Origin of the sequence: Roseateles oligotrophus (assembly GCF_025717515.1) — a bacterium.
In the GTDB taxonomy this organism is placed as follows: domain Bacteria; phylum Pseudomonadota; class Gammaproteobacteria; order Burkholderiales; family Burkholderiaceae_C; genus Paucibacter_A; species Paucibacter_A oligotrophus.
Genome location: NZ_JAJIRN010000001.1, coordinates 698,071 through 723,727, shown reverse-complemented (window position 1 = coordinate 723,727; position 25,657 = coordinate 698,071). Strand labels below are relative to the sequence as shown.

The following is a 25,657-nucleotide window of genomic DNA, read 5'->3' as shown; positions in this document are numbered from 1 at the left end:
GCCGCCAACACTTCTTTTCAAAAGTCGCTAGCAGCGCAGAAGCGGGATTATGACTGATTTTCTTCAAATCCGTCAAGTGCTTCAAAATTTCTTTTCTGCACTGCTTTCTCACCGATTCCGCCGCTGCCCGGGCAATAGACCTGAGCAGCGAAGCCCACTACTGTAGCACCGAATTCAACAACAGGTACGATTTTCAAACAATTGATTGAAATGCGCCGGCCGCCGTTGCCTGGTGCAGCAACCATGCCTCGATGATGGCGCGGTTGTGAGGCACATGCTCGAAAAACCCCTGGCGTGCGCTGACGTCGCCTATGCGCGCCGCCGTGAGTTGAAGTTCGGCATGCGCATTGGCCAGCACATGAATGGCTCTTTCATCGTCGACCGCAAGCAAGACTTGGTAGCACGTCAGGGGCAGCAGCAAGGGCTCTTCGGCGCCATCAAAGCTGCCGCCTGCAGCCATATGAAGCAAAATTTCTTCCACATAAGCCAGCGCTTCGGCCCGCTGCCCTTGAGCCAAGGCAACGCGGGCAAGACCGGAAACAGGGTCCAATACCTGCTGGGGACGCATCTTGAGGCCCTGCAGTTGATTTCGCGATTCTGCATAGGCTTGCCGAGCCGAATCCAGTCTGTCCAAGCCGAGCTCGGCGTGGCCGGCCACCAGCCGCGCATAGGCCGCCAAATCGGCTTGACCACTGGCCGTCGCCGCGTCATAGGCCATGCTTGCAAAGGCCAATGCGCTGGTGTCATCAAACTGCAGATGAGCTACCGAGCCAATATTTAGCAAGACGACAGCCTCGGTAGCTCGCTGGCCAACTGCGCGGGCGATGCTTAGCCCCTGGTCCAAACAAAGACGCGCTTTCGCGTACTCACCCAACCTGGAATAGACCGAACCCAGATTGCTTAAGCGCAAGCCCTCCACCGCCCGGTCGCAAGACTCGCGAACCATCACGAGTCCGCGCTCAAAATACTCTGCCGAAGCGGGCAAGTCGCCCTGCTCCATCGAGATCAATCCGAGTGCATTGATGAGCCGACTTTCACCTCCGAAGTCGCCCATCTTGCGGGCCATCGTCAGCCCTTGCTCAGCCACTTCCTTCGCCTGCGTGTAATTCCCCTCGCCGGTCAAGGACGTAGCCAAGCTATTGCGCAGCGCGACCGTTCTGCGACTTTCCGGTAGCCTGATTGATATCGAGAGGCCTCGCCGATCGGCGTCCGCCGCAGCAGCGAAGTCCCCCATTGCCCGAAAGACATTGGCTCGTCGCAGAGCCACATCCATGCGCTTGTCGTCGTCATCCAGCTGCTCGGCCATTTGATCCAAGGCCGACAAGTCGGCGGCGTGGACGGCACGGTCCCCTTGGTTCAACAAATAGCGCTCGCGCAAGGCGATCAGTCGCCACCTCGACAAGGCGTCACCCTCGGGCACCAAAGGCAAGGCGCGAGCCACATAGGCCAGCATGGCTTGATTGGCGAAACGTGCTGCCGCATCCTCGGCTGCGCGCACAAAAAAAGCCAGCGCATTGGCTGCATCGCCGGCCCGCTCATAGTGGTCCGCCGCTGGCCCCAGTGTTTCCGACGCTCGCTGATCACTCAGCTGCCCCAACCAAGCTGCGGCCTTGGCATGGTATTCACGCCGATTGCGCCTCAGCATGCTGTCATAGGTGACCTGATGCAGGATCTGATGCTTGAACGCATATTCCCTTTGCCCCTCAAAGGCAGCATGCGGGCGTGGTACCACCAAACCATGTTGGACTTGCGCCTCAAGTGGCTGCAAAGAATTCATATCCAGCGCGGCCAGTGCCTGATCCCAGAACACAAAGCCGATCACGGAGGCTTGCTGCAGGGCCAATCGTTCGGCTGCCGGCAGGCTGTCCAAGCGCGCCTGCAAAACACCGGTCAAGGTGGGCGGCACATGAGCGGCCAGCAACTTATCGGAAATCAGCTCCCAGCGCTCGCCTTGAATCTGGATCGCGCCGTCGTCAATCAGCATGCGGACCAACTCTTCCATATAGAAGGGATTGCCCTCCGCCCCACCGGTAATCAGCTCGCGCAATGCCGCCGGCACATGCTCAAGCCGCTGCAGCAAGACATTGACCAACTCGCGGCTGCCACGTCGATCCAGCGGCTGCAGATCGATCCGCTGATGAACAGCCTCAACGGCGACCCAATCCGATCGACGTTCGAACAAGGCCGGCCGAGTCAGGCACAACACCAGGCAAGGCGCGTCCCGGTTGACCTGCAGCAAATAGTTGATGAAGTCCAGAGAGCCATCGTCAACCCATTGCAAATCATCCAGCAGCAGCAGGGCCGGAGTTCCGTCGCGCGCCGACAAGGCGCGCAATATTTGAGCCGCAGCATGGAACGCGCGATTGCGGATCTGCCTCGCATCATCAAGAATGCCGCGCACATGCGGGCTGTCCGAAAAATCAAGTCCGATCAACTGTCCAAGCAAATGCGCATGCACTTCACCGCTCAAGGCGCCGCCACCTACACCATCTTCAAACAAGGTCCGGGCAAATTCGACAATTTTCAAGCTCGCCGTCTCGGCCTTGTCATCCTCGGAAATCTGCAAATGCCAGGTGATCATGTCGCGCAACATGCCATAAGGGCGCTGCTGAGCACGCGGGTCGGCTCGACCTCGGAGCAAGAATACCGGCTTGCCCTGCGCCTCCACCCAATCCTCGAACTCGTACAGCAAACGGCTCTTGCCAAGCCCGGCCTCCGCCACCACCAGCACCGAGACCAAGCCGGCCCGTTCGCTCAAGCTGCGAAACGCGTCCTGCAACTGTTCAAGCTCCGCCTCTCTCGCCACCATGCGCGTTTCAACGCCCTCAATCCCTCGTGAGCGAACCCGGAACGCGCGCGGCTGAGCGCTCAAGACCAGATAGGTCTGCAGCGCCTGCGCACTACCCTTGACCTGCAAAGGCGCCTCCTCGCTGACCTTGAAGAGCCCGCGCACATGGCGATAGGTATCGTGGCTAATGCGCAAACCACCGGGTGGCGCGGTTTGCTCCATGCGCGCCGCGATGTTGACCGCAGCGCCGCGAATGCTTCCTTCCGCATCCACCCCGCCACCCAGCAATACAGGCCCGGTATTGATGCCGACTCGAATATTGAAACCGGTAATGCCGTGCTCTTGTCGCAGCGCCTGCGCATGCTGACTGGCTTGGTCAAGAATGGCCAAGCCCGCTCGAACCGCCGATTCAGGGTCATCCTCATGCGACTCGTCCGCGCCAAAGGCGGCCAGCAATGAATCGCCCGCATATTGCAAAACACGACCCTTGAATTGCTGCACCACCCTGGTGAATCGCTGCAGCGCGCCGTCCATAACGAGTTGAATATCTTCGGGGTCAAGCCGGGCCCCCATTGCCGTGGAGCCCACCGCATCGACAAACAAGACCGTCACCTGTTTCAACTGCTGCACCGGCTGCGACACGGCCGCCGCAACGGCTTCATTTTGCGAACGCAAGGCAAGAAGCTTGGCGTTCATGGCCGCCACCGCCACCTCCACTACCGCATCCCCAAGCACGCTGCGCTGCGCCTCCAGCGCGGCAATGCCTGCCTTGATCTGCTCGAGTTCACTCATGCCTTGGGCTTCAAAGAAGGAGAATTCCGGTCCTTGCGCTGACAAAACCAAGTCAGCTCAAAGCGGAACAAAGTTTGAAATTTGGCCTCTGGGCGTGGGCGGCAGAAGAGTCTGCAGCACATGCTCGCTGCGCAAGAGTATCCGAAAAACATCGTCCTGCGTTCGAGTCTGAAAATTAGGGGTAGACCGTAGGCACCGCCCTGTGGCAACCTTCCCACTTTAAGCAATGGTTCATCCAGGAACTCTCATGCTGAACAATGCCTTCGCAGCCAAAGCGCTGACCATCGCGGCACTTTGTGCCTGCTGCGCAAACGCGGTGCAAGCCGCTGGCGTAACCATCTACAACACCGCCATCTTCAATCCGGCGCCAAACGGTGGTTATCAGCTGGACGGCTTCGGGCGGGGCGACACCTCCAAGCCCGGTCAGGCGTTCGAAGCAAGCGACGCAAGAAGCTTCGCCACGCAAGCGTTCTTTGACACATGGAACATCAACGTCAGCCTGCTATCGCCCGGCAACTATCAATTCAATTCGACCGTGGTGTTCGCAACCGGCAGCGTGCTGTTCACCAACGTCGCCTTCAATTCCTACGACGAGCTGGGGAATCGCAACTCCGTGCTGTTTGAGATCAGTGCTGACGGCAAGCAAGCCTCGGGTAGCGGCAGCTTCTCGGTCGTCAAACCCTGCCCGGTACAGAGTTGCGTGTGGATCGACGTCTTCGGCACTCAGGACCTGGGCGTCGCCCAAACCGGCTATGGCGCCAGCCTGATCGCACAGGTTCCGGAGCCCGCCTCCTACGCCTTGTGGTTGACGGGGCTGGCCGGCTTGACCGCCTGGACCGGCAGGGTTAGGCGCAAGCACCCAACGCAGGGCTAAGACACCGCGGCGTCAAGCCGAAAAGAAAAAAGCCAGGTCGAGTGCCTGGCTTTTTTTTACTCCTCCTGGAAAGCTTCTTCGCGTTTGCTCTTGATGGAGGGCAGCATCACCACTACCACCATCAACAAGGCCGCAATCAAGAGCCCGGCAGACAAGGGCCGTGACATGAAGGTACCCCAGTCGCCGCGCGACAACAACAGCGCGCGGCGCAAGTTCTCCTCCATCATCGGCCCCAGGATAAAGCCCAAGAGCAAGGGTGCGGGCTCACAGCTGAGTTTGTAGAACATATAGCCGACCAGGGCAAAGACCGCCGTCATGAAGACATCAAAGTTATTGTTGCTAAGCGTGTAGGCGCCAATGCTGCAGAAGGTCACGATGGCGGGGAACAAGAAGCGGTAGGGCACCGTCAGCAACTTGATCCAGATTCCAATCAAGGGCAGGTTCAGAACGACCAACATCAAATTGCCTATCCACATCGACGCGATCAGGCCCCAAAACAACTCAGGGTTACTGACCATCACCTGAGGTCCAGGTTGAATGCCCTTGATCGTCATTGCCCCGACCATCAAAGCCATCACCGCATTGGGCGGAATACCCAGCGTCAACATTGGAATAAAGCTGGTCTGCGCACCGGCGTTATTGGCCGCTTCTGGCCCAGCCACACCTTGAATCGCCCCCTTGCCAAAAGGTACGCGGGGGGTTTTAACGATCTTCTTTTCCAGCGTATACGCGGCGAACGAAGCCAGCAAGGCGCCGCCACCCGGCAACACGCCCAGCACCGAACCCAGCGCGGTACCTCGAACCACCGAAGGCCAGGCCTCCTTGAAGTCTTGCTTGGTCGGCCACAGCCCCTTCACATCATGCGTAAAGACCTCGCGGTGTTCGGCCGGCTTGCCCAGATTGGCGATGATCTCGCCAAAGCCGAAGATACCCATGGCGACAACGACAAAGCCCAAGCCGTCGGTCAATTCGGGGATGTCGAAAGAGAAACGCGGCGTGCCGGAAATCACATCGGTATTGATCTGCCCCAGCAGCAAGCCCAGCAAAATCATCGCGATGGCCTTGACCAATGAACCCGACGCCAGCACCACGGCCCCAACCAGGCCCAACACCATCAAGGAGAAGTACTCGGCCGGACCGAATTTGAAGGCCAACTCGGTCAGCGGTGGCGCAAAGGCCGCAATGATGATGGTGCCGACGCAACCGGCGAAAAACGAGCCCAAACCCGCCACCGCCAAAGCCGCACCGGCGCGACCCTGGCGTGCCATCTGATAACCATCGATGGCCGTGACGACCGAGCTGGATTCGCCCGGCACATTGATCAAAATAGCCGTCGTCGAGCCGCCGTACTGGGCGCCGTAATAGATGCCGGCCAGCATGATCAAGGCCGGGGTTGCGTCGAGCGCGTAAATCGACGGCAGCAGCATCGCGATGGTCGCGACTGGGCCCAGACCGGGCAGCACACCAATCAAGGTGCCGAGCACCGCTCCGCCAAAGGCGTAGAGCAGGTTCTGCAAGGACATTGCGGTATGGAAGCCCAGCGCCAGATTACTCAGAAGATCCATGCGCTAGCCCTCAAGCACCAAAAACCGTAGGCCAGACTGGAATCACCAGTCGCAAACCCCAGACAAAAATCAGCCAACTGCCGAATGTCAACAAGGCACTATTCAGCAGCGCGTCTTTCAACTTGAACTCGTCCCCAGCCAAGGACGACAGCAAAATCACCGCAGGCAAGGTCAACGCCAAACCAAGACGCGGCAACATCAGCCCAAACAGACAAATGGCCGCAACGATGATGATGAGCGGCCGCCAAGCGATGCTGCCGATCGGCTCGCCATCCTCGGTCTCAATCGTCAAGGCCTTGAACAAGACCATGCCGCCGAGCAGGGCCAAAAGCACACCCAATCCGAACGGAAAATAAGCCGGGCCGGGGCGGGCGGAAGAGCCAAAGCTGTATTCGGTGGAGCCCCAGGCAAACGCCAGCCCCACGGCCACGAATAGAAACCCTGACCAGAAATCACGTTGACTCTTGATTTTCATTGCTCGCCCTCTTTGAATTCTGCTGAGGGCGCATTCTAGGCAGCATATGGGGCGGCGCTAATGTGGCTTACGCCTAGGGGTCCGTCGCCGGCAAAATCACCCTCCCCGCGAAATTTGATCAGCGGCCCTCCACCAGCTAGCTTTGCCATTGCGGCGTGCTGCGCAGAATTTCCTCCAAGGTGGTCATGCCCTCGGCCACCTTCATCGCACCCGCTAGGCGCAAGGGCCGCAAGCCTTCTTGCACGGCTTGACGGCGCAGCGCCGAAATATCGGGGGTCGGATGCAGGTGTTCTTTGACCGACTCCTCTATCGTCAGCAGCTCATACAGACCGGCGCGGCCGCGAAAGCCGGTGTTGCGGCATTCGAGGCAACCGACCGCCTTGTACGGCTTGACGCCGCCATTCATGCGCCAATGCTTGAGCATGTCATTGAGCGTGTCGCGCGTGACGCTGGGGTCGGGCAGCTTGCAATGCTTGCACAAGGTGCGCACCAAGCGCTGCGCCAGCACGCCGATCACCGTCGCGCTGATCAGGTAGGACGGCACGCCCAGATCGGTCAGTCGCGTGATCGCTGCCGCCGCATCATTGGTATGCAAGGTGCTGAAGACCAAGTGGCCGGTCAACGCAGCCTGGATCGCCATCTCGGCGGTGGCCAGATCGCGGATTTCACCCACCATGATGATGTCCGGGTCCTGCCGCATCAAGGCCCGCAGCCCTTCCGCAAAGCCGAAATCCAGCACCGTTTGCACCTGGGTCTGGTTGAATGAAGGCTCGATCATTTCGATCGGATCCTCGATCGTGCAGACATTGACCTCGTCAGTGGCCAGGCGCTTCAGCGTTGAGTACAGCGTGGTGGTCTTGCCGCTGCCGGTCGGCCCCGTCACCAAGATGATGCCGTGCGGGCGCTGCACCAGTTTTTCCCAGCGCTCGTTGTCATGCGGCGAGAAGCCCAGCATGGACAAATCCTTGACCGCCGTGTCGGGGTCGAAAATCCGCATCACCATCTTTTCGCCGAAGGCCGTCGGCAAGGTCGAAAGGCGCATTTCCACCTCATCACCGGCCGGGTTGCGGGTCTTGATACGGCCGTCCAAGGGCCGGCGGCGTTCCACCACATCCATGCGACCCAAAAGCTTGATGCGCGAGATCATCGCGCTCATCACCGTCGGAGGCAGTTGGTAGACGGTGTGCAAGACGCCGTCGATGCGGAAGCGGATCACGCCCATCTCGCGCCGGGGCTCCAGGTGAATATCACTGGCACGCTGATCGAACGCATATTGCCATAACCAGTCAACCACCTGCACCACGCCCTGGTCATTGGCATCGAGCGCCTTATTGCTGCGCCCCAACTCCACCAGTTGCTCGAAACTCGCCACCTGGCTCGATTCGCCCGCCTTGGCCGCCGCCCGCACCGAACGAGCCAGCGTAAAGAACTCGGTGGTGAAACGCGAAATTTCCAGCGGGTTGGCCACCACCAGCTTGATCGGCTTGCGCATATGCGACTCGATCTGCGCCACCCAAGCGGTGTCAAACGGCTCCGAGGTCGCGATCGTCACATCATGCAGCCCGACCAGTATCGGCAAGCAACGCTTGGCCTCAGCGTAGCCGACCGACATCACATCGGAAACCCGGCCCACATCGACCTTGAGCGGGTCGATTCGCAAATAGGGCAACTTTGCGCGCGCGGCCAGCCATTCGGTCAGCGCATCCAGATCGAGCGACTTGCCACTGCCCATACGGCTTAGCCCAGCGTGACCCAGACGCACCAAGGGATGCAACGAGCTGTCACCGGCGGTAAAACGCTGTTCGGTCCGCTGCACCTGTTCCTGGTCGATCAAGCCGTCCTCCAGCATCCACCGCAGCAGCGCGCGCCATTCAAGGCGCCCTTCGGACTTGACTGCGGCGGGGTTGAGATCGGCTTTCGACTTGGCGCTCATGTCTGTGGCTCGGCTTTCAGCTGATTGATGATGCTCAAAGGCAGTGGTCGCACCAGGCGCAACCACTTGCTGGCGGGCAGATCAAACTGCGCCTCGATATTAGCCGCTCGGCGCTCCAATTCCTCGCGCTCCGGCACCGCCACCCCACGCGCGGCCACCACGATGGTGTTGCCTTCCTTGGTCGGCGCCAAGCTCCAGACCTGATCGCTGCCGAACACCGCTGCGATGCGGGCCGCGCTGCGTGCAAAGCTGGCATCGCGGCCGAACAGATTCACCGTCATCAGGCCACCATCGGCCAACAGTTGATAGCAGTTGGCGTAGAAGGCCTCGTCGTCCAGCACCGGCGAGGCGGCGTCATGGTCGTAGAGGTCGACATTCAAGACCTGCACCGTCTGCGCCCGCGAGCCATCGGCCACCCAGCGCGCCGCGTCGTCGTTGTAGACGGTCAGGCGCTTGTCATCCTCGGGCAGGTGGAACCAGATCCGGCAGGCGTGGATGACGGTCGGATTGATCTCCACCGCACTCGTCTGCATGCGCAGCACCTTGTGGCAGTAACGCGTGATCGCGGCGGCGCCCAGGCCGAGTTGCACCGCATGGCCCTCGCGCAGCACCTCGCTGTCGCGCCAAAGCATCCAGACCATCATGCGCTGGATGTACTCCAGCTCCAGATGTTGCGGCTTGCGGATACGCATCGCGCCCTGCACCCAGATCGAGTCCAGATGCAAAAAGCGCACGCCGTCGAATTCCGACAAGGTGGCCGGGGCCCATGCCATTTTTTTGATTTTTTTACTCATAGCTGCTGTCATTCAGTTCGTCGGCGATCGCGCCCCAAGCCGCCAGTTTGCCTGCATAAGCCAGGGTGTAGGCCGGGCTCGATGAAGGCAGGGCCAGAATTCTGTAGTTATCGGCAACCGGCCCGAGCTGGCGCAGCCCGATTTTGGCGGCCGTGGCACCATTGAAAGCAATCACCCGCAACGCCGGCAGCCGCGCCAGCAGCGCCAGCAAATCGCTCGGCCTGGGGTCGCGGATATCGCTGTCCAAGCTGCCTCGGCGCTGGGTTTCGCTGATCACGTCCCAGAGGCCGATCCGGTTTTCGAGCAGTAGATTCAGCCGCCTCGGGTAATCGGCCGCCGCCAGGGGCAAGCCCAGGCTGTCACCCAACAAACGCCAGAGCTGATTGCGCGGATGGCCGTAATACTGCTGTGCCTGCAGCGAGGCCACGCCGGGAAAGCTGCCCAGCACCAGCAGCCTAGCATCGGGTGCGACATGGGGCTTGAGGCCCAGCAGCCGGGGCAAGCCGTCAGCCGACATGCAGGGCAGCCAATTTCGGCAAAGCGGCGCAGGCATTGGCGCCGGTGATGGATTCGGTCTGCGCCGGCGTCCAGCCGCGCAGATACGCCAAACTTTCGGCAATACGCGGCAGTTCCGCCGGTTCATTCCTGGCCCTTGGCTCCCCGGCGGCGCGCTGCTCCGCGGTCTTGTAGAGCCAATGTGGCGGGATGTCCGGCGCGTCGGTCTCCAGCACCAGGGCGGTCTCGGGCAGCTCGGTCGCCAAACGGCGAATCTGCAGTGAGCGCTCGAAAGTCAGCGTGCCGCCGAAGCCGAGCTTGAAATCCAGGTCGACAAAACGCTGCGCCTGCTGCGCGCTGCCGTTGAACGCATGGGCGATGCCGCCACGCACCGGGATACGCCCCAAGCCGGCCAAGAGTTGATCGGCGCTACGTCGCACATGCAGGATCACCGGCAGATCAAAGCGGCGCGCCAGCTTCAGCTGCTCGGTGTAGAAGAACTGCTGCCGGTCGGCGTCCAGGCCCGGCACAAAGAAGTCCAGCCCGATCTCGCCCACCGCCACCAGGCGAGAATCGGCCCGGTGGCGCTCCAGCTGCCCGGCCAGCAGGGTCAGGTCTTGCTCGCCGGCCTGCATCACAAAAAGTGGGTGGATGCCCAGCGCATAGGCGAATTCGTAGCGATGCGCCTGCTCGCGGGCGCTGTCCCAATCAAATGCAGCCACCGCCGGGATCACCAGCATGCGCACGCCGGCGGCTAGAGCGCGCGCCACCACCGCGTCCCGGTCGGCGTCAAACTCCGGCGCGTCGAGGTGGCAATGGCTGTCTATCCACATCGGATCAGGCTGTGAAAACTACTTGAACACCACCGTGCGCCGGCCATTCATCAAGACCCGGTGTTCGGCATGCCACTGGATCGCCCGTGCCAGCGTCACGCATTCGGTATCGCGGCCGATGGCCACCAAAGATTCCGGCGCCAGGCTGTGGTCGATGCGTGCCACCTCCTGCTCGATGATCGGGCCTTCGTCCAGGTCGGAGGTCACGTAATGGGCGGTCGCGCCGATCAGCTTGACGCCGCGAGCGTGCGCCTGGTGATAGGGCTTGGCGCCCTTGAAGCTGGGCAAAAAGCTGTGATGAATATTGATCGCCCGGCCGGCCAAGAACTGGCACATCTCGGGCGAGAGGATTTGCATATAGCGGGCCAACACCACCAGGTCGATCTGCTGCTCCTCCACCAGCTCGCGGATCTTGCGCTCCTGCGCCTGCTTTTGGGCCTCGGTCGAGTTCAAGAGCGGGAAGTGATGGAAGGGGATGTTGTGCGAGGCGGCGAGCTGGTAAAAATCGCGGTGATTCGACGCGATGGCCGGAATCTCGATCGGCAAATGCCCGGTCTGCACACGGAATAACAAGTCATTCAAGCAGTGGCCGAGCTTGGAAACCAGCAGCAGCACGCGCGTTTTGGCCCGGCTTGAGACCAGCGTCCATTCCATCTGCAGGCGCTGCGCCAAGGGCTCAAACGCCGCTTGCAGCGCGGCCGCCTCGGTGGCCGGCGCGCATTCGAACTCGATCCGCATGAAGAAACGCTGGTGATCGGCGTCGCCATGCTGCGCCGAGCTGAGGATGTTGCCGCCTTGTTCGGCCAAGACGCCGGTCACCGCGTGGACGATACCGGCTTGATCGGGGCAGCTGAGTTTGAGAATGAAGCGTGAGTTCACGGTGAGGTCCAAATTAGGCGGGGACGGCGCTTTGCATCGTGCCGCCGACCAGGTTCAAATGGGTCCGGCATTGCGCCGCCAGCGTCTGGTCATGCGTGACCAAAACGAAAGCGGTGCCGAGGTCTTGCGCCGTCGTCAGCATCAGCTCGAACACCGCCTGCGCGGTATTGCGGTCCAGATTGCCGGTCGGCTCATCGGCCAACACGCAGGCCGGCTGCGTGACCAAGGCGCGCGCAATCGCGACCCGCTGGCGCTCACCACCCGACAGCTCGGCCGGCCGGTGCAGCAAGCGCGAACCCAGGCCAACCCGGCCCAGCATCGCCGCCGCAACTTCTCTCGCCTGCGCCTGCGGCATGCGGCGGATGCGCAGCGGCATCGCGACGTTGTCGAGCGCGTTGAACTCGGGCAACAAGTGGTGGAACTGATAGACAAAACCCAGGTGCAGATTGCGCCAGGCCCCCAACTCCGGCTCACCCATCTCGGCGAGCTTGCGGCCCATCAGCGTGACCGCGCCCGTGCTCGGCTTGTCCAGCCCGCCGAGCAGATGCAAAAGCGTCGATTTACCGGAACCCGAGGCGCCGACGATCGCCAGCGTCTCGCCGCGTCGCACAGTCAGGTCAACGCCGCTCAAGACCTGCACGTCGAGATCGCCTTCGGTGAAGCGCCGACCTAAACCCAGACCCTGCAAGACCACGTCGTCGGTCCTATTCATAACGTAGCGCCTCAGCAGGCTGGACGCGACTCGCGCGCCAGCTGGGATAAATAGTGGCCAAAAATGCCAGGGCCAGAGAAAAGCCAACCAGCGGCGCGATGTCCGACATGCGCGGGTCGCTGGGCATATGGCTGATCATGTACATGCTGGCGGGCAGGAACTGGGCGTTCAGCGCCCATTCAATCGCCGGCACGATGACGTCCAGATTCAGCGCTATCAACAGGCCCAGCCCAAGGCCGGACAAGGTACCCAAGACGCCGGCCAAGGCGCCCTGCACCATGAAGATCACCATGATGGAGCGCGGGCTGGCACCCAGCGTGCGCAATATCGCGATGTCGGCCTGCTTGTCGGTCACCGTCATCACCAGGGTAGAGACTAAATTGAAGGTAGCCACAGTAACGATCAAGGTCAGGATGATGCTCATCATGCGTTTTTCGACCTGCACCGCGTCGTACCAATTGGCGTTGGTGCGGGTCCAGTCACGCACCCTCGTCTCGAAACCCAAGCTGTTCGCCAGCTGATTGCCGACCTGGCGCGCCTGGTGCACATCGTTCAGCTTCAGCTGCACGCCGGTCGGACCCGCGACCCGGAAGAACTTGGCCGCATCGTCCACATGGATCAGCGCCATACCGCTGTCGTACTCGTAGTGGCCCGCGTTGAACACGCCCACCAGGGTGAATTGCTTGTAGCGGGGCATCACGCCGGCCGGTGTGACGTTCCCGCTCGGCGCCACCAGTGTCAGCTTGTCGCCCAGCTTGACGCCCAGCATATGGGCCAGTTCGACACCGACCACGATGCCCCATTCCCCCGCTTGCAGCTTGGCCAGTGGCCCATCCTTGAGCTTGGCGGCCAGCGGCGTCACGGCTGGCTCGTATTGCGGGTCAATGCCGCGCACGATGGCGCCGCGCATGTCTTCGCCTCTGGCAATCAAAACCTGCGAGGCGATGAAAGGCGCGGCGGCCACCACGGCGGGGTTTTGCTTGGCCTGCGCGGCCGTCGCCTGCCAGTCAGTGAGGGCCTGACCCTGGTAGTGACTCAGCTCTACATGGGCGATCACCGACAACATGCGGTCACGCACCTCGCTCTGAAAGCCATTCATCACCGACATCACGATGATCAGCGCCGCCACGCCCAGGGCGATGCCCAGCACCGAGACGCCCGAGATAAAGGAGATAAAGCGGTTGCGCCGCCCACCCTTGCCGGCGCGGGTGTAGCGCCAGCCGATTTGCAATTCATATGGCCAATTCATGGGACGCGATGCTAACCGACAAGGGGCCCAGGGCCGGACCCGCGAAATCGTTGATTTGTTGAGAAACGAATAAGCAAATGAAAAAACAGTCGTTTCCAGAATAAGCAAACCTTGGCAAGCTAGCGACCTTCGCAAATCAAGCCCTTGCCGCCATGTCCAAAATCAATCGCCGTCACTTCGTTCTGGCCAGCGCCATCGTCTTCAGTACGGCCGCCCTGGCACAAACGCCGGCCGACACGCTGCTCAATGTCTCCTACGACGTCAGCCGCGAGTTGTACAAAGAGATCAACCCGGCCTTCATTGCCCAGCACAAGGCCAAGACCGGCAAGACGCTGACCATCAACCAATCGCACGGCGGCTCCAGCAAGCAGATCGGATCGGTGATCGGCGGCCTGGAGGCCGATGTGGTGACGATGAACCAGGCCACCGATGTGGACGCCTTGGCCGAGAAGGGCCTGACGCCGGCCGACTGGCGCAAGCGCTTTCCCAACAATGCCGCGCCCTACAGCTCGACTATCCTGTTCCTCGTGCGCAAGGGCAACCCCAAGGCGATCAAGGACTGGGCCGATCTGACCCGCGCCGGCGTGCAAGTCATCATCCCCAACCCCAAGGTCACCGGCAACGGGCGCTACAGCTATCTGGCCGCCTGGGGCTCGGTGATCGCCAAGGGCGGCACCGAAGCACAAGCGCGAGAGCAAGTGGCCAAAATCTTCGCCAATGTGCCGGTACTGGACGGCGGCGGGCGCGGTGCCACCACCACCTTCACGCAGCGCGGCATCGGCGATGTGCTCTTGACCTTTGAATCCGAGGCCGAAATGATCGAGAACGAATTCGGCAAGGGCCAGTTTGAAGTGGTCAACCCGAGCGTCTCGATCGAGGCCGAGGCACCGGTCGCGATTGTCGACAAAGTCGCGACCAAAAAGGGCACGACGGCCACCGCCAAGGCCTATCTGGACTTCCTCTACACGCCCGAGGCGCAGGCCATCATCGCCAAACACAACTTCCGCCCCCGTGACGCGGCCGTCTTCAAACGAGAAGAGAAGCGCTTTGCACCGATCAAACTGTTCAACGTGGATCAGTTGTTGGGTGGCTGGCCAGCGGTCAGCAAGACCCATTTCGCCGACGGCGGCACCTACGACCAGATCGTGGCCGGTATCAAGCGTTGATCGTTAGATGAACAGTTCTGCCCTGCCCTCTTCGTTGCCCAAGCGCGCCAAGCGACGCGCTCGGCGAGTCTTGCCCGGCTTCGGCCCGACCATGGGCTTCACGCTGTTCTATCTGTCGCTGATTGTGTTGATACCGCTGTCGGCGGTCTTCCTCAAGTCGGCCGGCCATGGCTTCGACGCGTTCTGGGCTGCGGCCACCGCGCCGCGCGTCGTGGCCTCCTACAAGCTCAGCTTTGGCCTGTCCTTGCTGGCGGCCAGCATCAATCTGGTGTTCGGCCTGATCCTGGCCTGGAGCCTGGTGCGCTACGAGTTCTTCGGCAAGAAGATCGTCGATGCCCTGATTGATCTGCCGTTTGCGCTGCCCACCGCCGTGGCCGGCATCGCGCTGACCGCGCTGTATGCGGGCAATGGCTGGCTGGGCCAGCTGCTGGCGCCTTGGGGCATCAAGGTCGCGTTCACGCCGCTGGGCATTCTGGTGGCCTTGATTTTCATTGGCCTGCCCTTCATCGTGCGCACCGTGCAGCCGGTGCTGGAGGATATGGAAACCGAATTGGAAGAAGCGGCTGCATCGTTAGGCGCGCATCGCTGGCAGACCTTCCGTCTGGTGATCCTGCCGACGCTGCTGCCGGCACTGTTGACCGGCTTTGCGCTCGCCTTTGCGCGCGCGGTGGGCGAGTACGGCTCGGTGATCTTCATCGCCGGCAACCTGCCCATGGTCAGCGAAATCACGCCGCTGATGATCATCTCCAAGCTGGAGCAATACGACTATGTCGGCGCCACCGCGATCGCGGCCGTGATGCTGGTTTTCTCCTTCACCCTGCTCTTGCTGATCAATGGCCTGCAGGCTTGGAGTTCGCGCCGTAACGGCCAGGAAGGACGCAAATAATGGCCGGCATCGTTTCCGCACTCGGCGTGCCGCAAAAGAGCGGCGGCCGCTATCAAAACAACCCCGCTACGCGCGAAGCGCCGTGGGTGCGCTATTTGCTGCTGAGCTTGGGCCTGAGCTTTTTCGCGCTCTTTCTGGTGATGCCGCTGGTGGCCGTCTTCAGCGAGGCCTTGCGAAAAGGCTGGGGCGTTTACCTGGCCGCGCTGGTCGAGGCCGACGCGGTGTCGGCGCTCAAGCTGACCCTGATCGCCGCGGCCATCGCGGTGCCGCTGAATCTGGTCTTCGGCGTCAGCGCGGCCTGGGCGATTGCCAAACATGACTTTCGCGGCAAGCACCTGTTGATCACCTTCATCGACCTGCCCTTCTCGGTCTCGCCGGTGGTGGCGGGCCTGGTCTATGTGCTGCTGTTCGGCGCGCAGGGCTGGTTCGGCTCATGGCTGCAGCTGCATGACGCGAAGATCATTTTTGCCGTGCCCGGCATTGTGCTGGCGACCATCTTTGTGACCTTCCCCTTTGTCGCGCGCGAGTTGATCCCGCTGATGCAGGCGCAGGGGCGCGACGAAGAAGAGGCCGCCACCGTGCTCGGTGCGACCGGCTGGCAGACCTTCTGGCGCGTCACGCTGCCGAACGTGAAATGGGGGCTGCTCTACGGCGTGATCCTGTGCAATGCGCGCGCCATGGGTGAGTTCGGCGCGGTGTCGGTGGTGTCTGGCCATATCCGTGGCCAGACCAACACCCTGCCCTTGCATGTCGAAATTCTCTACAACGAATATCAGTTTGCGGCCGCCTTTGCGGTGGCGTCGATCCTGGCCTTGCTGGCCTTGGTGACATTGATTCTCAAACAATTCGTCGAGTGGCGCGCCCATTCGACGGTCAAGGAAGCCCCATGAGCATCCAAGTTCAAAACATCCACAAGTCCTTCGGCAGCTTCACCGCACTTGGTGACGTCAGCCTCGACTTCCCGACCGGCGAGCTGGTGGCGCTCTTGGGCCCGTCCGGCTGCGGCAAGACGACGCTCTTGCGCATCATCGCGGGCCTGGAGACCGCCGACCGTGGCCATGTCTTGCTGGACGGCCAGGATGCGTCCGACACCCATGTGCGCGAGCGCCAAGTCGGTTTCGTGTTCCAGCATTACGCGCTGTTCCGCCATATGACGGTGTTCGAGAACGTCGCTTTTGGACTGCGCGTCAAGCCACGCAAAGAGCGGCCGAGCGAGAGCGAAATCAAGCGCAAGGTGCATGAATTGCTGAGCCTGGTGCAGCTCGATTGGCTGGCTGATCGCTTCCCGCCCCAGCTCTCCGGCGGCCAGCGCCAGCGCATCGCCTTGGCCCGCGCCTTGGCCGTGGAGCCGCGCGTGCTGCTCTTGGACGAGCCCTTCGGCGCGCTCGACGCCAAGGTGCGCAAGGAGCTGCGCCGCTGGTTGCGCCGTCTGCATGATGAGTTACACATCACCAGCGTCTTCGTGACGCATGACCAGGAAGAAGCGCTGGAAGTGGCCGACCGCGTGGTGCTGATGGACCATGGCAAGGTCGAGCAGATCGGCACGCCGCAAGAAGTCTACGAACATCCAGCGACGCCCTTTGTCTATGGCTTCCTGGGGGCGGTGAACCGCTTTGAGGGGCGCGCCGAGGGTGGTGTGATCCACCTGGGCGATCAGCATTTGCGCTTTGGCAAATCATTGACGGACAAGGTCGGCCAGGTTCAAGCCTATGCCCGCCCGCATGAGCTGCAAATTCTGACGGCGGCCGACGCACGCGGCCTGCCCGCCACGGTTGACCGCGTGCTGAGCTTTGGCGCGGCGGCCCGGGTCGAGCTGACCGGCCTGGACGGCCAGCATCTGGAAGCCGAGTTGACGCGAGAGCAAGCCGTTCAGCTGCAGTTGCAAAGCGGCCAGCGCGTGCACCTGAGCGCCTCAAGGCTGAGCCTGTTCGAGTCCGGCGCAGGCATCTGACAGTGAACTTCCAGCAACTGCGCATCATCCGCGAGGCCGAGCTGCAGAAATTCAATCTGACCGAGGTGGCGAACGCCTTGTTCACCTCGCAGTCTGGCGTCAGCAAACACATCAAGGACCTGGAGGACGAGTTGGGCGTCGAGCTGTTCGTGCGCCATGGCAAGCGCTTGCTCGGCTTGACCGAGCCGGGCCGCGAGTTGGCCGTGATAGCGCGGCGCATGCTGCAAGACGCCGGCAATATCAAGCGCCTGGCCGATCAGTTTGCCGATGCCGAGCAGGGCCAGCTGACCATCGCCACCACCCACACGCAGGCCCGCTACGCGCTGCCACAGGTCGTCGCGCGCTTCAAGGCCGCGTATCCGCGCGTGCACCTGGTGCTGCTGCAGGCCAACCCGGCCGAAATCGTCGATCTGCTGCAGGCCGGCGAGGCCGACATTGGCATCGCCACCGAGGCCTTGGACGGCCCATCCGGGCTCGTCAGCTTCCCTTTTTACGACTGGCAGCATGCGGTCGTGGTGCCCGAAGGTCATGCGCTGCTGAAGCAAACACCGCTGACCCTGGAAGCCTTGGCCGAGCATCCCTTGATCACCTACCACGAAGGTTATACGGGGCGCGCTCACATCGACGCCGCCTTCGCCGATGCCGGCCTGGCGCCCGACATCGTGCTGTCGGCGCTGGATGCCGATGTGATCAAGACCTATGTCGGCGTCGGCCTCGGTGTGGGCATCGTCGCCGCGATGGCGTTTGAGCCGCTGCGTGACCTGGGCCTGCGCAGCCTGGACGCCGGCCATCTCTTCCCCGCCAACACCACCCGCATCGCGCTGAAAAGAGGCCAATATCTGCGCGGCTTTGCCTATCGATTCTTGCAGGAATGCACGCCTGCGCTTGACGAAGCGCGCGTGCGCTTGGCGATGGCCGGCGAAGGTGCGGCAGCACGCTAATTTGCGCAAAGCAAAGCAGATTTTCTTGGTTCACGCCCGGCGGCGGCTTGTCTAGAGTAGCGGCAGTTTCAACTCAAGCTAACTCCGAATCAAAGCGCCATGAAAATCCTCACCCGCAAACTGATCCAGGCCCTCACATTGGCCATTGCCTTCGGCGCGGCAAGCGCGGCCCATGCGCAAAGCAGCCTGCTCAATGTTTCTTACGACCCGACCCGTGAGCTCTATCAAGACTTCAACGCCGCCTTTGCCAAACATTGGAAGAGCAAGACCGGCGAGACGCTGAGCATCAAGCAATCGCACGGCGGCTCGGGCAAGCAGGCCCGCTCGGTGATCGATGGTTTGCAGGCCGATGTCGTGACGCTGGCACTCGCCTATGACATCGACGCACTGCATGACCACGCCAAATTGCTGCCCGCAGACTGGCAAAAACGCCTGCCCAACAACGCCTCGCCCTACACCTCGACCATCGTCTTCCTGGTCCGCAAAGGCAATCCGAAGAAGATCACGAACTGGCCCGACCTGGCACGGTCAGGCGTCGACGTCATCACGCCCAACCCCAAGACTTCGGGCGGCGCACGTTGGAACTATCTGGCCGCCTGGGGCTATGCCTTGCAGCAACCCGGTGCCAATGCCGACAGTGCCAAAGCCTTTGTCAAACGCATCTACGCGAACACCAAGGTACTGGACTCGGGCGCACGCGGCTCGCTGACCACCTTTACCGAACGCGGCATCGGCGACGTGCTGATCTCCTGGGAAAACGAAGCCTATCTGGCGGTCAAGGAACTCGGCCCGGACAAGTTCGAGATCGTGACGCCGCCCCTGTCCATCCTGGCCGAACCGCCGGTGGCCGTGCTCGATAAGGTGGTCGACAAGCGCGGCACACGCAAGCAGGCGCAGGCCTACCTTGAATACCTGTACAGCCCCGAGGGCCAGGAAATTGCCGCCAAGCATTACTACCGCCCGCGTGACCCCAAAGTGGCGGCCAAATATGCCAAGCAGTTCATCCAGACCAAGCTGATCACCGTGGACGACGTGTTCGGCGGTTGGTGCGCGGCACAAAAAACTCATTTTGCCGATGGCGGCAGCTTTGACGAGATCTATGCGGGGCAAGGCCGCTGACCGGCATGCTGAAAGAAAGCAAAAAACCCGCCGGGCCAAACGGCCGGGCGGGCTGAAGCCTTGCAGAACTTGCTATTTAGGCGATCTTGCGGCGGCGCGCAATGCCGCCAACAACGATCAGGCCCATGGCCATCAGGCCATAGGTCGATGGCTCGGGCACCGCTTGCGTCACGCCAAAGGTGATGTTGCCGCTGTTCCACTGACCGTCGGCCACACCAGGCGCACCATCTTTGTAGGTCTCAGAGAACTCGACCCGCAAAATACCATCGGCTTGCACATTGAAGGCCAAGCCAAGATCGGTCAGGTTGGCTGAACCGGTGTAGCTGGCGGTGCCTGCGGCGTATGTCGTGCTGGGCGTGAAGATGACCCCGTCATTGCCAGCCGAGCTGCTGAAGCTGACCTGCATATCGGCCAACCAGCTTTGACCGAAGGCCTCCAAGGTGACGTTCCAATCGACGGTAGAAATGGTCGAATTGGCGCCCACATTGAAGTTCATCACCGTGTTGCCAGCGTCCCCTGGCAGACCCACGCTTTGGGCGCCGGCCACATTGACGACCAGGCTGCTGGCGGGCGACGGGGCGGCCAGATCAACCACGCCGCTCAAGGCGCCATACTCGGCCAATTTAGGAACCGGGACGCTATTGGCCACGCGGGTGTCGGCTTGAGCAGCGCCAAAGCTCATGGCGGCAACGGTGGCAATGGCCAGGGCCACCGACTTGCGTGTGAATACGGTCTTCGTCATATCGAACTTCCTTGTCTGGGCAAATACATCAATGCGCTCAACGGCTCCCCCTGAGCTGACGTGAATTTCTCACGATTCAGCACGAAACCGTAGAGTAAAGACCCTGGGGACGCATTGCCGACACCCCCATTCGATGGAGGTGAAAACCCGCATGCCAAGGCGCTACAGCCCCTCAGCGCGTCATGGTGACCGGGCCGACCCGGCGCAGAAAGAACAAGACATCCCAGTTGCGCCCCAACTGACCCCGAGGCTCGGTTTGATAGTCGATGCTCCATTGCGGCAAGGTGATGGGGCGCCGCTCAAATGGCTGCACCATCAGGCTCTCGCCGGCCAAGGCCGCCAACCCTTGCTCCAAGCTGCCCGGCAACAATGCCGGCAAGGCCCGCGGCCGCATGTCGCCAAAGTCCAGCACCGCGCCACCGCCCGCCGTGAACTGCACCACCTTGTAGCCCTCGGCGCCCCAATGCCGCGCCATCACCTCGCCCGCCTGCAACTGCGCCTCGCTGCGTTTGAAGCCTTTGGCCACATGAATGGTGTGGGCCCAGACCACCGCCTTCTTGCCCGGAAACATGCGCTCCATCAGCCAGATCGCGTTGTCACCCATCTGGTTGTCACGTTGGTAGTCACTGCCCCCGCTCCAGACGCTGGCGGCCTGAGATTGCAGGCTTTTGACGATCTGGCACCAACTCTCCGCCGGCTCCGGCCGGCCCTTGACCGGAGCAGCGGGGCACAGTTCGGCACGGATTGCTTGTGAGCGCCACTCAAACGCAAGCCGCAGCGCCGGTGCGGGGATTTGAGGCTGCATCGCCAGCAATTGCGCCAGCGGCGCGGCGAAGTCCGACCAGACCTCGGCCTCGGCCAAGTCAGAACCCCGTTGGCGCAAAAAAGCCCGCAGGCGCGGCAGCATCTCGGCCTGACTGAGCGCGCCGCTGTGCTGACTGTCAATGCCGGCCAAACCTAGCGGCGTGGCCGAGGTTTGCTGCGCATCCACATAGCGCAGCATCTCGCGGCCCTCGGCCGAATTGGCATACATAAAGAACACATGGCCGGGCGCCATCTCGTCGAGCTGCTCGCCGGCGGCCATGCGCTCGGCCAGCCGGGCGATGTCGTAAAAGCCGCTCTCCAGCAGCAAGACCTCGAAGCCAAGCTTTTCGTGCAGAAACTTCAGCAGCCGAAGTTTGAGCCGAAACTCCTCGCGCCCGCCATGCGTTTGCTCGCCCAGCGCAACGATGCGCGCCTGCCCGATCGCCTCGGCAAAGGGCGCCAGGTCGCGATAGTCGTCCGGCGCGTTGGCCGCTGCGGGTGGCAGCGCCGCCAAGGGCCAGATTTTCAGCCCAGCAAGGCTTGCCGCCGGCGCTGGGCTTACCGCTGCCTCTGCCATCAACAAGGCAAGCACCACCAGCCGACTCGGCCGCCCCCTGCGTCCCTCCTGGGCACGAAATCCGATCCCATTCACCATAGCGGCCAGCCCCACATAGACACCAGTAAAATACCAGTTTACGCGAACAAAGCATGGCGTCATTCGCGCCCATTCAGAGAATTTGACAACCGGCAACCCCACAAAGGGGGATAACCCCCTACCTAAGGGACCCTCATTCAAGCGTGTCAAATTGAACGAATCAGGCTTGCACCCCCCTCGCTCCGGGTATTTGGTATTAGGGTGGACTCTCCTAAACTAGCGCCAGCACTTCAAACCCCGGACAAGGGGGGCGAGTCAACCCCTAATTCAAGGAAAAAGATCAATGTCACAGCGTAATGTTCTGAAGTTCGGCGCCGTAGCGGCGGCCATGGTTCTGTTTGCAGCAAACAGCTTTGCCGGGGTCGTGACCTCGCAAGACGCCGTGCTGAAAGTTGGCGACAAAAAAGCCACCTACCTGCTTGACGGCCTGAACAAGGGCGAAGCCAATATGGCGGGCACCGGTTTTGGCGAAGGCAAGGGCAAGTTTGCCTTCGTTTACAACTACAGCGGCCTGACCGGCACGAGCTCGTTTGACATCCTCTGGGGTTCGGACATCCTGACAAATGCCAACGGTACTTACAAGTCTGGCGGCACTTCGATCTATTCACCTGCAGGTGTCATCAGCATCGTCAACCCTGACATGGCGAAAAAAGGCTTTAGGGACATCAAGCTGACCGTTCAGGACAAGCAAAGGTCACCCGCCATCGACCTTGACCTCTTCGACATCGCCTTGAATGGAACCGAACTGACCACAGGTATTGGTGATAAGCACGACCAATTCCCCGGCGCTGTCTATCCCGGTGTCACTTACGGCCTTTATCACGGTGCGGCCCTGGAATCGATCAAGTTGACCGGTTTGTTCAAGGTCAAAAATGGCGCGTTTGACGGCACTGGGCACAGTACCGGCAAGAACGGTGACTACGACAAAACAAAGGACTATTCTTTGTTTGATCTGTCCTTCACCAATGCCGGCAAGTTCGGCGCAAGCGCAGACACATCGGTGATCCCCGAGCCAACCACCCTGGCCCTGCTGCCCCTGGCCCTCGGCGGCGCTTTCTTCGCCAGCCGTCGTCGCAAGGCCGCTGCAAAGTAACTGCAGTTGGCAGTTGGCCTCCATCAGGCCAATATCGAACAAGCCCGTTCAAGCCCAGCGCCTGAACGGGCTTTTTGCATTCAAGCCGCCGCAGCCTTCAATGCGCCTGATCCCAGTTCGCGCCCACGCCCACCTCGGCCAGGAGCGGCACCTTTAAAGCGGCCACGCCGGCCATCAGGCGCGGCACCTCGGCCTTGACCCAATCCAGCTCGGCCTCCGGCACCTCGAACACCAGTTCGTCATGCACCTGCATCACGATGCGGGTGGCCTTGCCCTGCTCGTCCAGCGCCGCCTGGACCGCGATCATCGCCAGCTTGATCAAATCGGCCGCCGTGCCCTGCATCGGCGCATTGATGGACTGCCGCTCGGCCCCGGCCTTGCGCGGGCCATTGCCGCCCTTGATCTCGGGCAGATAGATGCGGCGACCGAACAAGGTCTCCACATAGCCCAGCTCGGCGGCGCGGGCCTTGGTGCTGTCCATATAGTGCTTCACGCCGGCGAAGCGGTTGAAGTAGAGATCGATGTAGTCGCGCGCAGCCTTTTGCTCGATGCCCAAGGACTGAGCCAGGCCGAAGGCGCCCATGCCATAGATCAGGCCGAAATTGATGGTCTTGGCGTAGCGGCGCTGCTCGGTCGTGACCTCCGCCAACGGCGTGTTGAAGACCTCGGATGCGGTGGCCTTGTGCACATCCACACCCTCGCCAAAGGCGCGCAAGAGGCCCGGGTCTTCGCTGATATGGGCCATGATGCGCAACTCGATCTGCGAGTAGTCGGCGCTGACAATCAGATGGCCAGGCGGCGCCACAAAGGCCTCGCGCACGCGCCGCCCTTCCGCCGTGCGGATGGGGATGTTCTGCAGATTCGGCTCATTGCTCGACAAGCGCCCGGTCACCGCGACCGCCTGCGCATAGTTGGTGTGCACGCGGCCGGTGGCCGGGTTGATCATCAAGGGCAATTTATCGGTGTACGTGCTCTTGAGCTTGGCCAGGCCGCGGGTTTCCAGAATTTTGGCCGGCAGCGGGTAGTCGAGCGAGAGCTTTTCCAACACCTCTTCATCGGTGCTGGGTGCGCCGGTGGCGGTCTTTTTGACGACGGGCAGGCCGAGCTTGGTGAACAGGATTTCACCAATCTGCTTGGGGCTACCGAGATTGAAGGGCTGACCCGCGATCTCATAAGCCTCTTGCTCCAGCGCCAGCAGGCGCTGACCCAATTCATGGCTTTGCGCCTGCAGGCGCGGCGCATCGATCAACACGCCAATACGCTCGATGCGCGCCAGCAAGGCGCTGGTCGGCATTTCGATGTCGCGGTAGACGCGGGTCAGGCCGGCGTCGGCCTCGATCTGCGGCCACAGCTGCTGATGCAAGGCCACGCACATCTCCGAGTCTTCGCCCGAATATTGGGCGGCGCGGGCCACATCGACCTGCGCAAACGGGATCTGATGCACGCCCTTGCCGCACAAGTCTTCGTAACTGAGTCCCGCACGGCCGAGGTGGCGCTCGCCCAAGGCGCCCAGGCCATGGCTCTTGTGCGCTTCCAGCACATAACTCTGCAACATGGTGTCATGTTGAACGCCGCGCAGCGCGATGCCGTGGTTGGCGAACACATGGGTGTCGTACTTGAGGTTTTGCCCCAGTTTGGCAGCCGTGGCATCTTCCAACCAGGGCTTGAGCCTGGCCAGCACCTCGTCAATCGGGAGTTGGACGGGCGCGTCCGGCCCGTCATGGCGCAGCGGGATATAGGCCGCCTCGCCGGCCTTGACGGCAAAGGAGATGCCGACGATCTTGGCCCGCATCGGGTCGAGCGAGTCGGTCTCGGTGTCCAGCGCCACCAGCGGCGCGGCGCTCAGCTTGGTGAACCATTGATCGAACAAGGCCCAATCGAGGATGGTGTCGTAATGGCGCGGCGAGTCGTCCGGCGCGGCCGCAGGCGCGGTCGAATCGGCGGGCGCGGCGAACATGTCCTCGCTGACCGGCGCGGCTGCTTTACCGCCGCCGCCCAACTCCTTCAACCAGGTCTTGAAGCCATTACGTTGATAGAAGGCCTGCAGGCCTTCTTGATCGACCGGCCGCAGCGCCAGCGCGTCCAGGCTGGGCCATTGAGGCACATGGCCGTCGAGGTCGCAGTCCTGCACCACGGTGACCAGACGGCGCGCCGTCGGCAACCAGTCCAAGGCCTTGCGCAGGTTCTCACCGGCGGCGCCCTTGATCTTGTCGGCGCTGGCAATCACGCCGTCGAGCGAGCCATATTCGGCAATCCACTTGGCCGCCGTCTTGGGGCCGACCTTCTCGACGCCGGGCACGTTGTCGACGGTGTCGCCCATCAAGGTCAGATAGTCAATGATGCGATCGGGCGGCACGCCGAACTTGGCGATGACACCGGCGATGTCCAAGCTCTCGTTGCTCATCGTATTGATGAGCGTGACATCATCGGTGACCAACTGTGCGAGGTCCTTGTCGCCGGTCGACACCACCACCGCATGCCCAGCAGCGGCGGCCACGCGGGCCAACGTGCCGATCGCGTCATCGGCCTCGATGCCGGGCACCTCCAGAATCGGCCAACCCAGGAGCGCCACCACCTCGTGAATCGGCGCGATCTGCTCGCGCAAGGCATCGGGCATCGGTGCGCGCTGTGCCTTGTACTCGGGGTACCAGGCATCGCGGAAGGTCGGGCCCTTGGCATCGAAGACGCAGACCGCATGTTCGGCGGCGATCTGCTCGCGCAGGCGCTTCATCATCGCCACCATGCCGTGCACGGCACCGGTGGGCACGCCGCCGGGGCCGCGCAGATCGGGCATGGCGTGATAGGCACGGTAAAGATAGCTGGAACCGTCGACCAGCAACATGATGGGTTTGCTCATGGGCGGCATTGTCGTGCAGCAATTCGAAAATGCCGGCCGACATAGAATGGCGCC

The 25,657-nt window shown here is 61.8% G+C and carries 22 protein-coding genes; 8 read left to right on the top strand and 14 right to left on the bottom strand.

The genetic code is table 11. The features are described 5' to 3' along the window. Positions 1–47: 47 nt before the first annotated feature. Positions 48–197 (bottom strand): hypothetical protein, encoded by a 150-nt coding sequence (locus tag LNV07_RS03310; RefSeq protein ID WP_263569726.1) that lies wholly within the window; start codon positions 195–197, stop codon positions 48–50. Then, complete coding sequence (locus LNV07_RS03305) at positions 194–3,580, bottom strand: ATP-binding protein (RefSeq protein ID WP_263569725.1); 3,387 nt, start codon at positions 3,578–3,580, stop codon at positions 194–196. Before LNV07_RS03305 ends, LNV07_RS03310 begins: the two co-directional genes overlap by 4 nt. 247 nt (positions 3,581–3,827) lie before the next feature. On the opposite strand from LNV07_RS03305, the gene LNV07_RS03300 reads away from it, so the two are divergent. Next, entirely contained in the window at positions 3,828–4,454 is a 627-nt protein-coding gene (locus tag LNV07_RS03300; protein WP_263569724.1) for a PEP-CTERM sorting domain-containing protein, read from the top strand. A gap of 56 nt (positions 4,455–4,510) precedes the next feature. Here LNV07_RS03300 and LNV07_RS03295 read toward each other — a convergent pair whose 3' ends face one another. The 9 genes from LNV07_RS03295 to LNV07_RS03255 form a co-directional block, all read right to left on the bottom strand. After that, positions 4,511–6,019: a tripartite tricarboxylate transporter permease gene (locus LNV07_RS03295; protein ID WP_263569723.1), complete on the bottom strand. Its 1,509-nt coding sequence runs from the start codon at positions 6,017–6,019 to the stop codon at positions 4,511–4,513. Between the two features lie 10 nt (positions 6,020–6,029). Continuing rightward, positions 6,030–6,494: a tripartite tricarboxylate transporter TctB family protein gene (locus LNV07_RS03290; protein WP_263569722.1), complete on the bottom strand. Its 465-nt coding sequence runs from the start codon at positions 6,492–6,494 to the stop codon at positions 6,030–6,032. Between the two features lie 136 nt (positions 6,495–6,630). After that, positions 6,631–8,427 (bottom strand): GspE/PulE family protein, encoded by a 1,797-nt coding sequence (locus LNV07_RS03285; protein ID WP_263569721.1) that lies wholly within the window; start codon positions 8,425–8,427, stop codon positions 6,631–6,633. After that, positions 8,424–9,221 carry a class I SAM-dependent methyltransferase gene (locus LNV07_RS03280; protein WP_263569720.1) on the bottom strand — a complete coding sequence of 266 codons (798 nt, stop codon included), beginning with the start codon at positions 9,219–9,221 and terminating at the stop codon, positions 8,424–8,426. The genes LNV07_RS03285 and LNV07_RS03280 overlap by 4 nt, the downstream gene beginning before the upstream one ends. Continuing rightward, positions 9,214–9,738 (bottom strand): DNA-deoxyinosine glycosylase, encoded by a 525-nt coding sequence (locus LNV07_RS03275; protein ID WP_263569719.1) that lies wholly within the window; start codon positions 9,736–9,738, stop codon positions 9,214–9,216. The genes LNV07_RS03280 and LNV07_RS03275 overlap by 8 nt, the downstream gene beginning before the upstream one ends. Next, positions 9,728–10,549 (bottom strand): TatD family hydrolase, encoded by an 822-nt coding sequence (locus tag LNV07_RS03270; protein ID WP_263569718.1) that lies wholly within the window; start codon positions 10,547–10,549, stop codon positions 9,728–9,730. Before LNV07_RS03270 ends, LNV07_RS03275 begins: the two co-directional genes overlap by 11 nt. An 18-nt stretch (positions 10,550–10,567) precedes the next feature. After that, the gene (gene purU / locus LNV07_RS03265; protein WP_263569717.1) at positions 10,568–11,428 is read right to left on the bottom strand and encodes a formyltetrahydrofolate deformylase; all 861 of its coding nucleotides are present in this window, start codon (positions 11,426–11,428) and stop codon (positions 10,568–10,570) included. A 13-nt stretch (positions 11,429–11,441) separates the two neighbouring features. Beyond that, positions 11,442–12,140, bottom strand: coding sequence for an ABC transporter ATP-binding protein (locus tag LNV07_RS03260; protein ID WP_263569716.1), 699 nt, complete (start codon positions 12,138–12,140; stop codon positions 11,442–11,444). Further along, on the bottom strand, positions 12,133–13,389 hold the full coding sequence (locus LNV07_RS03255) for a lipoprotein-releasing ABC transporter permease subunit (protein WP_263569715.1): 1,257 nt from the start codon (positions 13,387–13,389) through the stop codon (positions 12,133–12,135). Before LNV07_RS03255 ends, LNV07_RS03260 begins: the two co-directional genes overlap by 8 nt. 152 nt (positions 13,390–13,541) lie before the next feature. On the opposite strand from LNV07_RS03255, the gene LNV07_RS03250 reads away from it, so the two are divergent. The 6 genes from LNV07_RS03250 (at position 13,542) to LNV07_RS03225 (ending at position 19,452) form a co-directional block, all read left to right on the top strand. Next, complete coding sequence (locus tag LNV07_RS03250) at positions 13,542–14,555, top strand: sulfate ABC transporter substrate-binding protein (protein WP_263569714.1); 1,014 nt, start codon at positions 13,542–13,544, stop codon at positions 14,553–14,555. 7 nt (positions 14,556–14,562) lie between these two features. Next, entirely contained in the window at positions 14,563–15,441 is an 879-nt protein-coding gene (gene cysT, locus LNV07_RS03245) for a sulfate ABC transporter permease subunit CysT (protein WP_263569713.1), read from the top strand. Further along, positions 15,441–16,331, top strand: coding sequence for a sulfate ABC transporter permease subunit CysW (gene cysW / locus LNV07_RS03240; RefSeq protein ID WP_263569712.1), 891 nt, complete (start codon positions 15,441–15,443; stop codon positions 16,329–16,331). The genes cysT and cysW overlap by 1 nt, the downstream gene beginning before the upstream one ends. After that, entirely contained in the window at positions 16,328–17,392 is a 1,065-nt protein-coding gene (locus LNV07_RS03235; RefSeq protein WP_263569711.1) for a sulfate/molybdate ABC transporter ATP-binding protein, read from the top strand. Before cysW ends, LNV07_RS03235 begins: the two co-directional genes overlap by 4 nt. A 2-nt stretch (positions 17,393–17,394) precedes the next feature. After that, positions 17,395–18,333 carry a CysB family HTH-type transcriptional regulator gene (locus LNV07_RS03230; RefSeq protein ID WP_263569710.1) on the top strand — a complete coding sequence of 313 codons (939 nt, stop codon included), beginning with the start codon at positions 17,395–17,397 and terminating at the stop codon, positions 18,331–18,333. A gap of 99 nt (positions 18,334–18,432) precedes the next feature. Beyond that, positions 18,433–19,452: a sulfate ABC transporter substrate-binding protein gene (locus LNV07_RS03225; protein WP_263569709.1), complete on the top strand. Its 1,020-nt coding sequence runs from the start codon at positions 18,433–18,435 to the stop codon at positions 19,450–19,452. A gap of 76 nt (positions 19,453–19,528) precedes the next feature. On the opposite strand, the gene LNV07_RS03220 is transcribed toward LNV07_RS03225, so the two are convergent. Both LNV07_RS03220 and LNV07_RS03215 read right to left on the bottom strand, forming a co-directional pair. After that, positions 19,529–20,194 carry a PEP-CTERM sorting domain-containing protein gene (locus LNV07_RS03220; RefSeq protein ID WP_263569708.1) on the bottom strand — a complete coding sequence of 222 codons (666 nt, stop codon included), beginning with the start codon at positions 20,192–20,194 and terminating at the stop codon, positions 19,529–19,531. 172 nt (positions 20,195–20,366) lie between these two features. After that, positions 20,367–21,512, bottom strand: coding sequence for an erythromycin esterase family protein (locus LNV07_RS03215; RefSeq protein WP_263569707.1), 1,146 nt, complete (start codon positions 21,510–21,512; stop codon positions 20,367–20,369). Between the two features lie 424 nt (positions 21,513–21,936). Between LNV07_RS03215 and LNV07_RS03210 the strand changes: the two genes are divergently transcribed. Next, on the top strand, positions 21,937–22,746 hold the full coding sequence (locus LNV07_RS03210; RefSeq protein ID WP_263569706.1) for a PEP-CTERM sorting domain-containing protein: 810 nt from the start codon (positions 21,937–21,939) through the stop codon (positions 22,744–22,746). Between the two features lie 97 nt (positions 22,747–22,843). On the opposite strand, the gene polA is transcribed toward LNV07_RS03210, so the two are convergent. After that, positions 22,844–25,612: a DNA polymerase I gene (polA, locus tag LNV07_RS03205; protein ID WP_263569705.1), complete on the bottom strand. Its 2,769-nt coding sequence runs from the start codon at positions 25,610–25,612 to the stop codon at positions 22,844–22,846. Positions 25,613–25,657: the final 45 nt, after the last annotated feature.